The 15,284-nt window shown below is 44.5% G+C and carries 14 protein-coding genes; all 14 read right to left on the minus strand.

The window, feature by feature from the left end:
• Positions 1-40: 40 nt before the first annotated feature.
• Positions 41-784: a 5'-nucleotidase, lipoprotein e(P4) family gene (locus tag I1A42_RS07405; protein ID WP_196123083.1), complete on the minus strand. Its 744-nt coding sequence runs from the start codon at positions 782-784 to the stop codon at positions 41-43.
• 178 nt (positions 785-962) lie between these two features.
• Complete coding sequence (locus tag I1A42_RS07410; protein WP_408063525.1) at positions 963-1,991, minus strand: methyl-accepting chemotaxis protein; 1,029 nt, start codon at positions 1,989-1,991, stop codon at positions 963-965.
• A gap of 214 nt (positions 1,992-2,205) precedes the next feature.
• Positions 2,206-2,586 (minus strand): response regulator, encoded by a 381-nt coding sequence (locus tag I1A42_RS07415; protein WP_161155204.1) that lies wholly within the window; start codon positions 2,584-2,586, stop codon positions 2,206-2,208.
• 1 nt (position 2,587) lies between these two features.
• Complete coding sequence (locus I1A42_RS07420; RefSeq protein ID WP_196123085.1) at positions 2,588-2,836, minus strand: hypothetical protein; 249 nt, start codon at positions 2,834-2,836, stop codon at positions 2,588-2,590.
• Entirely contained in the window at positions 2,826-5,102 is a 2,277-nt protein-coding gene (locus I1A42_RS07425; protein ID WP_196123792.1) for a chemotaxis protein CheA, read from the minus strand. Before I1A42_RS07425 ends, I1A42_RS07420 begins: the two co-directional genes overlap by 11 nt.
• Positions 5,103-5,110: 8 nt before the next feature.
• Positions 5,111-5,482: a response regulator gene (locus I1A42_RS07430; protein ID WP_161155200.1), complete on the minus strand. Its 372-nt coding sequence runs from the start codon at positions 5,480-5,482 to the stop codon at positions 5,111-5,113.
• Positions 5,479-6,327: a CheR family methyltransferase gene (locus I1A42_RS07435; RefSeq protein ID WP_196123086.1), complete on the minus strand. Its 849-nt coding sequence runs from the start codon at positions 6,325-6,327 to the stop codon at positions 5,479-5,481. The genes I1A42_RS07430 and I1A42_RS07435 overlap by 4 nt, the downstream gene beginning before the upstream one ends.
• A 10-nt stretch (positions 6,328-6,337) precedes the next feature.
• Positions 6,338-6,985, minus strand: coding sequence for a HEAT repeat domain-containing protein (locus tag I1A42_RS07440; RefSeq protein WP_196123087.1), 648 nt, complete (start codon positions 6,983-6,985; stop codon positions 6,338-6,340).
• Positions 6,972-8,057, minus strand: coding sequence for a chemotaxis protein CheB (gene cheB / locus I1A42_RS07445; protein ID WP_196123088.1), 1,086 nt, complete (start codon positions 8,055-8,057; stop codon positions 6,972-6,974). The genes I1A42_RS07440 and cheB overlap by 14 nt, the downstream gene beginning before the upstream one ends.
• Positions 8,058-8,101: 44 nt before the next feature.
• Positions 8,102-9,667 (minus strand): chemotaxis protein CheW, encoded by a 1,566-nt coding sequence (locus I1A42_RS07450; RefSeq protein WP_196123089.1) that lies wholly within the window; start codon positions 9,665-9,667, stop codon positions 8,102-8,104.
• 12 nt (positions 9,668-9,679) lie between these two features.
• On the minus strand, positions 9,680-11,593 hold the full coding sequence (locus I1A42_RS07455) for a methyl-accepting chemotaxis protein (protein WP_196123090.1): 1,914 nt from the start codon (positions 11,591-11,593) through the stop codon (positions 9,680-9,682).
• Positions 11,594-11,893: 300 nt separating this feature from the next.
• The gene (locus I1A42_RS07460; RefSeq protein ID WP_196123091.1) at positions 11,894-13,312 is read right to left on the minus strand and encodes a DHA2 family efflux MFS transporter permease subunit; all 1,419 of its coding nucleotides are present in this window, start codon (positions 13,310-13,312) and stop codon (positions 11,894-11,896) included.
• Between the two features lies 1 nt (position 13,313).
• A complete protein-coding gene (locus tag I1A42_RS07465; RefSeq protein WP_196123092.1) occupies positions 13,314-14,270 on the minus strand; it encodes an aldo/keto reductase in 957 nt (318 codons plus the stop codon).
• Positions 14,271-14,403: 133 nt separating this feature from the next.
• The gene (locus I1A42_RS07470; protein ID WP_161155184.1) at positions 14,404-15,198 is read right to left on the minus strand and encodes an SDR family NAD(P)-dependent oxidoreductase; all 795 of its coding nucleotides are present in this window, start codon (positions 15,196-15,198) and stop codon (positions 14,404-14,406) included.
• Positions 15,199-15,284 lie beyond the last annotated feature (86 nt).

Here is a 15,284-nt window from a genome sequence, read left to right on the forward strand (position 1 = left end):
ATGGGCCGTTTTTGTGTCTATCATATCGAATATATGGATATTATTTTTCTTGCCAAGCGTTTAGTTTAGCTTTGGTCCAAGCACCATAGCTCGCGTTAGGGAAGACAATCCAATCTGCACCGAAATGCTTAGCATTTTTCTTCACTAAGTCACGATTATAGTGGGTGTCTTTTTTATTTTTAAATTGAGCAGAGACATCGGGTAGGCTGTCGCCCATTAGCATAATAATTTGATGATCTTTACTAATATTATCGCGGCGTTGCTGTTTTGATAGGCCATATAATAATACGTGATCGTCTTTAACTTGAGGTAAACCTAATTTAGTGAGGGTTTGCATCGTGTATTTTTTATTTTCATTGTAACGGTCGGAAACATAATACACGTTTACATTTTGTGAGTTTGCGTAATCAATAAAGGCTTTGGCACCCGGAATTAATGTTGGATTCCCTTTGATTTCCCAATCAGACCAGGTATCCCAACTGGTGTAGTCGTGACAGTTCTGCATATCGCGTACGAGAAGAGCAGAGTTATCTAGGATGGTTTCATCAAGATCCATTACCACCGCAAGCTTGTTGTGGTCTTTTTTCCCTTGCAAAATGGTGGCCAGACGCTGTTGCGCAAAATGGTACGTTTGCAGTTGCAATGCGGCAATTTCCGCAGATTGTTGCTGATAGCGTAGTGCCATTTCATAACTTTTTTCTTGGCAAATATCTTTTGCTTGAACACTGCTTGTTGCTGCTATTAATAGTGCAACAGCCAAAAATGATCCGTGTCGCTTTTTCATTGTAATGATTAACCTTATGAGCTGACTTAAATAGAAAAATACTCCGCGAATATGAACATAATATGTCTAATTAAAAGAAAGACTTGAAATAACACAGCGGAGTTGTTTAGAACTCTAAACAAAAAGCCACCTAATGTTAAGGTGGCTTAGTAAAAACTCTAGGTTGATCAAACAATGGCTAAAATAATTCGACTTTTGGTAGTCCATTGTCTAAAGATGAACTGGCGGAGCTCACCGCTCCAAAGCCGGCGTCGGCATAATTACAGTGCCTTTCGAAATCGTGTTTATATTCATCCGCCAACTTTCTTAGGGTTTGTGTATATTCCAGTTCTCGACTTCGTAGGTCATTTATACGCATTCCATTGAATAAGTCACCCACGAGCAGATGTTTTTCACGCATTAAGCTCTCAATGCTATCGAGTTTCTGACGAACAATGTCTTGGAACTGAGTACACGCCATACTGCCACTAATATTACGCTCCAGATCATTGGTATAGAGAATAATTTGCGTAATCTGGCTTTCGCTCAATTCACGTACTGCGCTAAAGCTTTCGCGTAAGCTCTGCACTGATTCAATCATTTGATCGGCTTTCACCGTTTGTTCACTGCTTTCCTTATTGGCATTTTCAAAGCGGGCAGTCACATCTTTGCGCAAACTCTCAATTTCTTGGCTAATTTGTGCTGTGGCTTCACTCGATCGGATTGCAAGATTACGGACTTCATCTGCAACAACAGCGAAGCCTCGGCCTGCTTCGCCGCAGCGTGCTGCTTCTATCGCCGCATTTAATGCTAACAGATTCGTTTCATTAGCAATGTTGGCAATTACATCGGTGATTTCATTCAGCCCGAGTACACGATTTAATACGTTGTTTACTTCTTCACGTTCGTGACGAATGTTATCCATCAAACTGCGAGTATTATCAGCCAAATGAGAAATAACTCGTGTGTGCTCGTCGAGCGTTTCAATCATGTTTTTAGAATCGAACTCCATATCCTTTAGATAGTGAGTGAAATTAGCCGCAGCGTCATCTAGCCCTGCGATATGAGTGAGAATATCTTCGGTCGCTTTTTGTGCGTCGCCGTTTACGTTTTCAATGTGGTCGGCGACGACGCGGTTTAGATCGCGATATTCTTCAACCCAATCACAAATAGAGGCGACCGTTTCTCGGTGTTTACACATTTCAGCTTGATGTTCATGTTTGACCATGTGAGCGTATTTTTCCGAGAAATGCAGCACCATGGTAATCATCACTGCAAAAATGAGTACGGCTGCTACGGGTAGATGCATCCAACTGGGCATGAGTGGCAGCGCATACAGTATCGCCAAAGCTGATGCTAAGCTCAGCACTATGAGTGAGACGATTAATCTAAATTTATGTTTATGATCTAACCAGTTGAATAAATAGCTACCCATACGCACCTCACGCAATACTACCCGGGAGTACTTGATTGATGACAGTTTTTAGCTGCTCGCCTGCGACAGGTTTTACGAGGTATCCTGTCGCGCCCTTCGCTCGTGCTTCATTACGTTTTTGCTGCTCTTGTTCGGTTGTCAGCACCAAAATAGGTGTAAAACGGCAAGATGGCATGGTGCGAGCTTTACCGATGAAAGTAATGCCATCCATTCTTGGCATATTAATGTCGGTAATGATGAGGTTAGGGCGACAGCCATTGTTCAATTTATTAATGGCTTCTTCACCATCGCGGGCTTTTTCAACCTTGAGTCCTAATCGAGTCAAAATCGACTCTACACTCATTAAAACTGTCGAAGAATCATCGATAATTAGTACGGTTTTGCTCATATTAATCTCCTTGAGAAACGATATCTGCAGCAACTAGCCAGCTCAATAACAATGGATCGGTTGGCAACGCCGTAATTTTGGGTTTTTCATACATAAGGGTTTGTAAAACCGATGTATGTAGATGAGAACAGCGCTTAAGATTAATACTAGAAGCAGGGGTGTTCTCTATCCACTCGAACAGTTCTTGAGCTTCCTCGACTGCAACACTATCGATCAAATGTGCTACGCGTGTCTTATATTCAATGGGCATGGCGAACGACCTCTTCAGTGTCTAATACTAATAAAACGCGCCCATCTCCCATAATCGCAGCGCCGCGATAGATAGAAAACGGTGATAACGCCCCTTCAAGTGGTTTAATAATCACATCTTGTCCTTCTTGTAATTTATCGACTGCAAGGCCCAAAATATCATCACCAACCCTCACCACTAATACGGGTTGAATATCAGGTTTGTCGGATGGCTCTCCCATTTGAAAGACATCTTTGAGGTATAAAATAGGCACGGTTTCACCGCGTAATATGAAGGTATCAAAGCTTTTGACTCGGCGAATATCTTTGGTGCGATCCACTTTTAGCGTTTGAATCACCGTTTCAATCGGAATAGCAAAAGATTGGTCTGCCAGCTCAAACATCATGACTCGAGAAATGGTCATCGAAAGAGGCAGTATCATGGTGACTTCACTGCCTTTATTCTGCTCAGAGCTGAGGCTCAATGTGCCTCCGTTACGCTCAATGGCTGAACGTACCGCATCCATTCCCACGCCGCGCCCTGACAAATCACTCACCGCTTCCGCTGTGGAGAAACCAGGTTCAAAGATGAGATTGATAACCTCTTGTTGTGACATTCGCTCTAGCTTTGCTGGATCGACCAATTTGTTTTCTAACGCCTTGGTGCGAACCCGCGACTCATCGATGCCTTTTCCGTCATCGCTGATTTTAATGATCACTGAATCGTCGTGAGTATAGGCGCTTAGGGTAATTTTACCGGTCGGATTTTTACCGTTACGAACACGCTCTTCAGGCATTTCTATGCCGTGATCAAGTGAATTGCGAATTAGGTGTACTAATGGTTCGGATAAGTCCTCAACAATGCTTTTATCTGCTTCGGTTTCTTCACCTTCAATAATGAGATCAACTTGTTTACCCAATTTTTTAGAAATATCTCGAATGAGGCGTGGGTAACGCTGGAATACAGTCGCCATTGGTACCATACGCACTTGCATGACGACGGATTGCAGATCTTCCGCAAGGCGAGAAATGACCGTTTGTTCTGATTTAATGTCTTGCGCTAGTTTGCGTACGCCAAATTCGCTTTCAGCTCGAAATGCGAGGTATTGCATCGAGTTTTTTGCGACAATTAATTCGCCGACCAAATCCATCAGCAAATCGACTTTCTCTTGGTCAACTTTCAGGGTTTTAATCTGCTTCTTTTTCGCTTTCTCAATTTGGTCATTGACCGAGGTGGAAGCGGGAATGTCGGGCGCAATTTGTTCAGTTTCAATAACGGCTCTATTGGCATCAAATGATTGAACAATTCGCTCGAACATCTTCACTAATTGCTCTGGTTCAATATCATCGTGGATAGGCTCGGGCCGATCAATAATCTGGCAGCAGAGTGATTTATATACCTTAATCACCGAACGCATTGTGCCTTGACGAATTTCGGGTGTGGATTGTTCATGACGTAGCACATTGATTTGATGCGCGACAATACGTTTGACGTATTCAACACGTTTGTCGATATCTTCTTCTACCGAATCGTCATCATGCTTAAAGCGATAGAGTTCATATTGGTTTTCTATCGGTTCTAAACTGTGGCGTAGTTCTGTCTCATCCGCGGATGTAAGCACAAAGAATGTTAACTGCGCTTGGTAAATATCAAACGGGTCCGTATCAGGGGTCAGGATGACTTTTTTCCACAGAGGGGAGCTCACGCTTTTCATCCAAGCGAGTGGGTCATCGCCAGAAAAAAAACATTGTGGATCTGGCTGATATTTGATGAGTAAACTGTTGTTGTATTGCTCTACTTGATCGAAACCATCTAACTGCTCCCGGCCTAATTTGTCTGCGAGCCAGTTGATACTCACCGTATCGAGCTCATTAGCTTGTTCTGGCTGAGGGCGATCTTCAATGGTGTTAGAACCCGAGTTAATCGCTTCGAACTGGCCTATCATGTGTTTGCTGATTTGAGCTGCGTCTTCATTGAGATGCTCTTGAGTTTCAAGTTCGTCAAGCCAAAGTAACAGCTGGTCGCAGCCGCTGAGAAACACATCGATCATGCTGCTATCGAGTGACATTTTCCCATCTCGCACTTTCTGCAGGATATCTTCCATCTTATGCGTTAAGTGGGTAAAAGATTCGATATTCTCAATCACTCCCGATGCACCTTTCACGGTGTGAATCGCGCGAAACAACTCGTTAATAATGTCGCTATTGCTCGGGCTATTTTCTAAATCAAGAAAGCTTTTGGTCGCATGTTCAATCAGTTCGCGGCTTTCATTGATAAAATTCTCCATCAATGGATTCATGACAGCCCCCCAAACATCAATGTGACGGTTTGTTGTAACTCTTCAGGATTTACTGGTTTAACAATGTACAAGTTCACTCCAACATCTAAGCTTTGTTGTAAATCGCAATCTTGCGCTTCGGTTGAAATCATAATCACTGGTGTCTCAGCAAGCTCTGGACGTGACCGTAGTTCACGTACAAGGGTAAAACCGTCCATTTTAGGCATGTTGATATCAACTAGAAACAGATCGACCGTTTGTTCTAAAGCGCGTTCTAATGCTTCAACTCCGTTGGCGGCTTCAATCACAAAGGCACCGATCTCATCTAGGAGTGCTTTGTGGTACATACGTACTGTGGAGGCGTCGTCTACGACCATCACCTTTTTCATGATACGTTCTCCTTCAGCGGTTTTATGTAACCAGTTGATTTTTTAAAACGTTTAATCTTGAACACTGATGAAATTCGACTCATGGATTCAGAGTGTCCGAGAAACAAGATCCCGCCGGGATTCAGCTGTTCATAAAACAGCTCAATCGCATTGCGCCTTGATACATCATCAAAATAAATCAGTAGGTTACGGCAAAATATGACGTCCATTTTGCCAAGCTTTTTTGCGTCGTGGCGGTTGTTTAAATTGAATTTGGTAAAGCGTACGGATTGGCGAATATCATCGCTGATTTGATACATACCATCGTCTTGCTTGACGAAATAACGATTGATCAGATCCGCAGATAAGTTTTTTACAGCTCGTGCGCTAAACAACCCTTTATGTGCTCGAGTTAGAATTTCTGTGTCAATATCTGACGCAATAATTTCAATATCGACATTGTTTAACTGTGACCAATGTTCAAGCAGATACAACACAATCGAATAGGGCTCTTCACCACTAGAGCAGGGAATCGACCATATACGCAGTAATTGATCGGGGTTGTTGGCAACCAATTCATCAAGTGTTTCGTCGACCAGAGATTCAAGTTGTGCCGTCTCGCGGAAGAAATAGGTTTCATTCACCGTTAATGAATTAATCAGAGCTTGCAGTTCTTCACCGGTTGATTGAAAACGGAGAAAGGTAAAATACCCTCGAAAGCTATGGTGATTTGTGTCAGCGATGCGTTGAACGATTCTTTTATCAACGAAGTAGCGTTTATTATCTTCAAAGAAAATACCGGTTTTTTGATAAAAGAAATCTCTAAAACGGTAGAAATCAGCTTCGGTTAATGTGACATCACTCATAACCCGCTCCTTAACTTGCTAATCGCGTGATTGCCAAGTCGCAGGCAAACTGAATGTACGCCACGTCATTAAAGCGTTGCTTAACCTGCTTTAATTCGGGCACTAGTGAGGGATCCGCTAATTGTGTCGCTCTATCAATTGCGGCACCAACAACATTGACATGGCTTTCCGTGCGTAAAATTTCTTTGATCCACACGGGCACATCCGGATGGGGGAGAAGCCCTAAAATGTCGACTGAAAAAATACGAACATCATTGTTATCACTATGGATTAAATCGCCAATATAGGGCGCTAGAAGTTCTGGGGAGTTTTGTAATAATTCAATGGCTTGGTTGCGAATGAATGGGTCCTCAGATGCCAAAAAATGAACCAGTTTTTGTACAACTTGGTCGCTTAAATGGGTTTGCAATGATGAGAACGCGACCTCTCCAAGATGAGAAGCGCCTTCTTGGTTAATGAGGTGCACAATGTCGTCAATAAGCGGCAAAATGGCGTCACTATCAAAGATATCAAGATCATGCAACGCTTCGGTGACCGTATCGGCATCGTTACTGAGCAGCCGTGGACGAATGTCGTCAATGGTGGTCAAAGGTGAAAGTTGTACATCTTCTAATGCGTCATCAACCATCAATGGTTTGTCTTGTTTAATTAACACCATAAGACACCTCCGAAGGGAAACTTTTTGCACGATGATAAAGCAAGCGCCCTAGCTCTTCTGGTGGGGCTGTAGTGACCGATGGACAACGTTTTATCAGCGATTTTGGCATGCTATCTACCACACAGCTGTGCGGTTCTTGGGCCAAAACGATGCCTCGGTCTTGGGCCACTTTTGCCATTTCCTCTGCGCCGTCATCGCCAAGACCTGTCATCATGACGCAAATTAAGCCGTCGGCTCGTAGGGAACGATGAGCGCTTTCAACCAATTTGGCGACACTAGGATGCCAAGTAAATCGGTTATCTAACGGAGTGGGGAGGGCAACAATCTTACCGTTTCGTTCGGTGACGATACAATCACGGTCGCCTTTACAGATGTATAATTGGCCTGCTTTGAGCTCAGTTGCACCAGAGATTTCATGAACTGGAATATCGAGTACTTTATCTAAGCGTTTTGCAAAGGCCTCGGTGAAACTCTCCGGCATGTGCTGGCAAACGACCACAGGCTGTGGGTAATCAGTAGGGATCTGGCGCGCAAGGCGCTCGACACAGCCCGGACCTCCCGTTGAAACACCAATAATGGTAAGACCGCGACGGTTAACCATTGCAGCAGTGCCTGGTTTCACTGGCTTAGCAGGTGGCAGCGGCTCTGAATGAGGGCTGGCATCTATTGATGTGGGGGTGACTTTGCTCGTTACCGCGTTAAGCACTTTCGATTTAATCGTGTGTTCAAGTTCATGCAGACCATTACAGACGGTTCCTCCTGGTTTACATACATAATCAACGGCACCAAGATACAATGCTTCTAATGTGACCAATGCGCCTTCTTCGGTGAGTGAAGATATCACAATAACCGGGGTCGGGCGCTCAGACATAATATGACTAAGACAGGTCATGCCATCCATATTCGGCATATTCATATCTAGAGTGATCACATCTGGTTGCCAGCTATTGAGCTTGTGTAGTGCATCAACACCATCCCGAGAGGTTTGAATTTCGGCACCCGGCAAATCACTTAAAATATCAGTAATTGTATGTCGCATTAACGCGGAATCATCGACGACCAGGATTTTCATTGCTGTCCTCCATGAGCAGTAATCATAAACATTACTAAGACAAGTTATTCTGCTTCTAGCCCTTCGGCTTCGTTGGCTGCCATGTACAGTTTGTACATTTCCGTATTACTTAGCAGTTGATCTGCGGAAAGTACGCCAATCATCCGTTTCTGATAATTAACCACTTGCTTCATTAATTGGGCTTGCTCTTCACTCAATGTCGGGGCGTATTCGAGCTGAGATTCTGGAATACGCAAGACTTCACTGACCGAATCGACAACAAAACCAGTGGATACGCGATCGTAGTTGACTACTAAAATACGTTGCCTATCGTGGCGCTCCATATCGGGAAGCTCAAAGCGTTTACGTAAATCAACAATTGGCAGCACGTTACCGCGTAGGTTTATGACGCCTTCGATGAAATCGTCAGTGCGAGGGACACGGCTAACACTGTCTGGAATTCGAATAATTTCTTGTACCGCATGAATGGAAATACCAAACTCTTCGTTATCGAGTTTGAAAATTACCAACTGTGTATCGGTACTATCCTCATCTGAATCGTAAATATCCTCTTGATCATCGATCATTTCTGCATCCTCGGGATTAGCAACATCGGCAAGCGCACCAATGGTTTCAGCGTCGAATAGCTGCGAGACTTCGACGACGCTTAACGTTCTAGCACCATCATCAAGATTACAAATCGCGGCGATGTCGGTGGAACGTCCCATCGATTTCATAATTTCAGGCACGGCATCAAACTTGGAATCATGGAGACGAATCACTTCTCGCACTGCATCAATGACAATGCCAATAGGAATTGTGATGCCTTCATTGACAAAATTCACCACTAAAACACGATGGCTTTCATTGAAATCAATTTGCGGCATGCCAAACATTGAACGCAAACTGACCAATGGCAATGTTTTGTCACGCAAGTTCATAATGCCTAAAATAGCTTTTCCTGCTTTAGGCACTTTTGTGATGGTTTCAGGAATACGAACAATCTCTTTCGTATCCTCTAGATAGAAGGCATATTCTTGAGCATCGACCATGCAACAAACGAGCTGACGCATTGAGCTGTCATCTTCGTCATCACTATCATCCAGCGCGTTGAGTCCTTGTGCCGCTGTGCCAAAGCGTTGCGAACAGCGGTCAATCTCTTCCTGCATTGAGTGGCCGATCAATTTTTGCGAATTGAGCACTTGGATGATGTTATCACCGCTATGAATCGTGTTCGTGATAAGGTCCGCATCAATGTTGCCACCGGCAGTATTGGTTTGTTTGATAGATGAAGGGTCGGGTGTTGCTACATTTAACACTCGGTCGACGGTGAAACCGACTTGCGTATTCTGAATATTCATCACAATAACGCGGGTAGCATCGGTTAATTCCACCTTCTCTTGCTCTAATACGCTGCGTAAGCACAAAACGGGGAGTATTTGTCCGCGCAGGTTTGAAAGCCCGGTTAGGTAATCTGGCGTTAGAGGAACACTAAACGTCAGAGGTTGACGAATAATTTCTTCGACCTCATTCATCGGTACAGCAAAGAACTCGTCACCCAATACAAAATTAACATATTGAGTGAGGTTTTCTTCTGTGTCCATGACAGCTTCGTGGGTTGATTCCTTCATAGACCACCTCGTTTAGAAGGATTGCAGTTCATCGGCGACAGCGGCAATGTTTTCAATTGCGCTGGCCAGTTCGTCGCTACTTGAACTTTGCTGTCTTGCTGCTGCGGAAGCTTCGTTGGCAGCTTGTGATGCTTCTTCTGCCGCTGAACCGATTTGTTCCATACCACTACGTGCATCTTGAACGGAGGTTTCGATACCTTCAGCGCTTTGCACGATCTTGGTACTTCCAGTGACAACACTGTTCATGCTCTCTTTAACTTCTTCGAGTTGTTTGGTGGTCATTGTTGCTTTATTGGCTTCTTCTAAAACATCTGAGAGAATATCGGCTAAGTCGCGACGCACGACGTTAATTTGATCTTGGATGTTTTTCACCTGGTCTTTGATTTGTTCCGCGTTTTCTGCCGCATCATTAGCAAGGTTTTGGATATCGGTAGACACCACCGCGAAACCTTTACCAAATTCGCCCGCTCGGGCTGCTTCAACTGCGCCGTTAACCGCTAACATAGCTGTTTGAATGGATACATTCGAAATCCCATCAACGATTTTATCGATTTGGCGAGAAATCTTTTCGATGTTATCCATTTCTTTGAGGTTTTCACGCGCTGCGTTGGTCGAATCTGTAATCGCAACAATCATTTCATCCACGGTATTTTTGTTGCTATCGATGCTTTCCAGCATGGACTGACAAGACTCTAAACTGGAAGATGCGCGCTCTTTGCCTAGTTTAGCGCCTTGTTCAATTTGGGTGAGGCTGGTAATGCCTTCTTCCACACTCGATGACATCACCGATGAGCCATCACTGATCTGGCGGATGGCGGACATGATCTCTGATGACGCACGGCTAATCTCTTCAATGCTTGCAGACAGTTCTTCAGCAGAAGATGCGACTTCTTCGGCTGATTTTTCCATATCGGTGGAGGTTCGTAGATCGTCAGCCAGTTCATCCAGTGATTGTGCTGCAGTGACCGCACCATCTAGCGCTAATTGCTGTTGGTCAAGCGTTTTTAAGCTCTCTTCACACGCAGCAGATTGTTCTTGAGCGGAATTAGAAACAGACTCTGCCCCCTTTAATGCCATTTGTGCGGCTGTTGACATTTCGTTCGCTGCATTAAGCAGTAAATCTGCATCGCGTACTAAATCGGACATTTCACCACGGATTTCGGTTAGCTGATTGCTGACAACTTTACCTTTCTGTACCTCTTGTTCGGCTTTTTCTGAGCTGGATTTTACGCCCTCGGATACGTTTGATGCTCCATCAGATATATCTTGGATAAGACTTTCAATATTCGCGGCATTGGTCTCGGCCTTTTCCGCGAGTGTACGTACTGTATCCGCGACGACGGCAAAGCCTTTTCCGTGTTTTCCAGCACGACCTGCTTCAATGGCTGCGTTAAGGGCGAGTAAGTTGGTTTGATCGGCAATATGGATAACTTGTTTTACCGCATCACCGATTTTTGCGGCTTGTTCGGTCAGTTCTTCCATGCGTTTTACCGAGTCGTTCTGTCTTTCGGATGAAATTTGTACGTTACTGACCATATCGGAAATCTTTTGAGCGACAGTGATGATTTCTTGTTCGACGGTGGTGATAATGGTTTTTGATTGCTGAGCGTAGGTTGCCTGCTCATCAATATATTGTCCCATTTGTGATACGGCCGATTCACTTTGTTTGGTTGCAGACGATGATTCTTCTGCGCCAACCGCAATCTGCTCCATTGATGAGCGTAGTTGGGTCATGGCTGATGAACTTTCTTCTAAACCAGCTAGCAGTTCCGCCGTTGAACTGGCGATGCGCTCTGCGGCTTGCGGCTTACGCGCTAATGTGCGAGCTTGGCGACGAAGCTCATCAGCTTCTTTTTTCGGAGCGGCAGTATTGCTGGCTGCGCGATTGCCAAAGTCTTGAGTTGATACATGCTTTTTCAGCGCCATAATAACCTCATCCATAATTAGTAAAAGCGGCAGTGTTTATCTCAAAAGTGAGAATATGGGATTAAATGTTGCATTGCTAAGTACGGAAAATTTAGACGTAATTGGACGGATTGAATGTGTCACTAAAGAGGTAAAAATTTGAGAGACAAGTTGCTTAATCTGAGAGACAAAAAATGGGAAGCCGAAGTGAGAATAAAAAAGTATAAATCTGAGAAGGGCTTACTATAAAACCACACTAAATGAACCGTTTGCTGTGGTTTTATTTCAGTCAAAAATGAATTTTATATCTTGTGAGACGATTCAGTTATTTTGTTTGCAAACTTGCGATTTTTTCTCCAAAACTGAGAAGCCTGCCCGAGGAGAAAGTAATAGTGAGTCAATGATGGCGATCAATGCTAGGGCACTTGTAAACCAAAGCGCTAAGCTAAAATCTTCGGTAACAGGGTTGGTAGAAGTGTGACCATGAAGCAAACACGCAATCGATAGAAATAATGCACCCAGCGCAATCCCTGTCCCAATGTTCATTTGTAAAAACACCGCTTGTAGAGTGTTTGCATCTCGCATTTTCTTGTCGGGCATATCGGCAAAGCTGATGGTGTTAAGTGCGGTGAATTGAATCGAACGATTCATACCACTGATAAACAATATCGCCACAATCACTAAATAAGGGGTATTAGCGGTCATTTGTGACATGGCGGCAAACCCCGCCGCTACCATTAATCCATTAATGATGAGAACATTTTTGAAACCAAATTGGTTCATGATCCAAGTGGTGGCGGGTTTAATGAATAGGTTGCCTGCAAACAACCATAACAAGAGTGTACCCGATTGAATCGGGCTGTATCCCATACCGATTTGAAAGAGCAGCGGCAGCAAAAACGGCGCGGTATTAATGGCGATACGAAACAGAGAACCACCAACGATTGAGATGCGGAATGTTTTGATGCGCAGGGGCGACAAGTTAAATAGAGGGTGGGAGCTTCGCAGTAAATAGACGGTCGTCATCACGAGCAGAATGAAGCCACCGGCTAGCAAAGAGAGTGACATATTGAGCGACACATCATCTCGGCTGCAGGCCTCTAAACCGGCCATTAAAATACCAAAGCCTAGACCACTTAAGATAAATCCTCGCGTATCAAAGCGTTGCACGGGCTCACTATGGTTGTCGACTAACATCAGGGTGGCAATTAACGCGATGGCACCCAGCGGTAAATTGAGTAAGAAAATCCAATGCCAACTCCAGTGTGTGGCAATCCATCCTCCTACAACGGGACCAATTAAAGGGGCAAATAAGGCTGGCCATGTAAGAATCGCTATCGCTTGAACGAGGCGATTTTTAGGAGTGTGACGCAGGACAACGAGTCGGCCAACGGGAACCATCATCGCTCCTCCTAACCCCTGCAATATTCTTGCGAGTGTAAATTGAGTTAAATCCGTACATAGGGAACAGAGTAGGGATGAGAGGGTGAAAATAATAATGGCCGCGCTAAAAATACGGCGCGGCCCAAATCGATCGGCCGCCCAGCCACTAATAGGAATGAATATGGTTAATGCGACAAGATACGCAGATACCCCCAGCGACAGGTGAGCGGCAGCAGTACCAAAATCTTTCGCAATAACGGGCAGCGCCGTTGTGATAACGGTGGAGTCCAGAATTTCCATAAACATGGTTCCTGCGACTAGTAGCGAGGTAGCGGTGCGGCGATCGATCTTCAACATATTACGCTTGGCCTGCTTTAGTCAAAATCGCAATTTCTTCGTTAGACAATTTCAGGTCTACGGCCTTGCGGAAGTTTTCAATATGGCTACGCTTAGTTGCACTCGCAATCGGTGCTGTGACGGCGTCTTGAGCGATTAACCATGCAATCGCGACTTGAGCCGGTTCAGCATTATGAGCTTCGGCGATCGTATCGAGCGCTTTTAAGATAGCTTGGCCTTTTGCATCGAGATATTTTGCAATGCCTTCACCACGCGCACTTTTTTTGAGATCGTCAGTGCTGCGATACTTACCAGACAAGAAACCAGATGCCAAGCTGTAGTAGGTGACTACGCCGATATTTTCTTTTAGGCACAGCGCTTGTAGTTCAGGGTTAAAACCATCTCGGTCATACAAATTGTATTCTGGTTGTAGCACTTGATAGGTAGGTAAATTATTGGCTTTAGCGACGTTTACTGTTTCACCAAGTTGAGCTGCATTGAGGTTAGAAGCGCCCACTGAACGGATTTTTCCTTCTTTCAATAACTGTTCGTAAGCTCTCAATGTTTCTTCATAAGGTGTACCTTCATCTGGCCAGTGAGAGAAGTACAGATCAACGTAATCGGTTTTTAGGCGCGCAAGAGATTCATCAATGGCTTGGATAATCCAACGTTTTGATAGGCCTTTTTTGCCTGGTTGCTCAAGATCAGAACCGACTTTGGTGAAGAGCTTAATTTTATCACGCATACCTGGGCGTGCGGCTAACCAGTTACCGATAATGGTTTCTGATTCACCGCCTTTATTACCGGGTGCCCATGAAGAATATACATCGGCGGTATCAATAGCGTTAAAGCCTTGATCGATAAAGCAGTCTAAGATGTCGAAGCTGGTTTTTTCGTCAATCGTCCAGCCAAATACGTTACCACCGAAGACGAGTGGTACGATATCAAGACCAGTTGTACCTAGTGCTGTCGTTTTCATAGAGTCCTTCCTTTTGAGTGAAGGTCAAAATGGCGATGACCACTTTGACCATTATTACTGTTAAATAATTCGCTTACGCCAAAGGTGCTGTGACTTAGCACCTATGATTTGCGCATTGTATTGGGGAGCAAGATTACACAATGTCGTCTACGACGCCGCCATCGACGCGTAAAGCTGCGCCACTGGTTGCTGACGCTTGTTCTGAGCAGACATAAACAATCATATTGGCGACTTCTTCAACACTGGCCGCGCGTTTCAATACAGAGCTAGGGCGATTTTCTGCAATGAAATCTTTAGCGATATCTTCCATTGATTGGCCTGTTTGAGCGGCTTGTTGTTCAAACATAGCGGCGAAGCCATCAGAAATGGTTGGCCCTGGAAGTACGCAGTTAAATGTAATTCCGGTGCCAGCAAAGCGTTTTGCTAATCCACGAGATAGGGAAAGCTGAGCTGTTTTTGATACGCCATAGTGAATCATATCGGCGGGAATATTGCGTGATGATTCTGAAGAGATAAAGACCACGCGTCCCCAACCTTTTTCCTGCATTTTAGGAATGAACGCACGGGATAAACGCACACCGGACATCACATTAGTTTCCCAGTATTGATTCCAGATTTCATCACTTGTGTCGTAGAAATCGAGAGCACCATAAATCCCTGCGTTGTTGACCAGAATATCGATTTCTCCTGCGCCATCGATTAATGCTTGGCAGCCCTCAGAACGACTAAGATCTGCGGGAATGCCTTGAAATGTCGCATTAGGCAGCTCACTGTGCAGCTTGTCTAAAGCTCGATTGACACTTTCTTGGCTGCGGCCATTAATGATGACCGTAGCGCCGCTTTCGCCAAGAATTTTTGCTGTGGTAAAGCCAATACCACCAGTAGATGCTGTGACTAAAGCCGTTTTGCCTTCTAACGTGATTAACATTCTAATCTCCTTTGAGCGGATGTGTTTCTGTTTCAGGGCAACGATGTACGTTACGCATCATGTTGAATTAATAGTTCTCATTGTAA

Origin of the sequence: Vibrio nitrifigilis (assembly GCF_015686695.1) — a bacterium.
Taxonomy (GTDB): Bacteria; Pseudomonadota; Gammaproteobacteria; order Enterobacterales; family Vibrionaceae; genus Vibrio; species Vibrio nitrifigilis.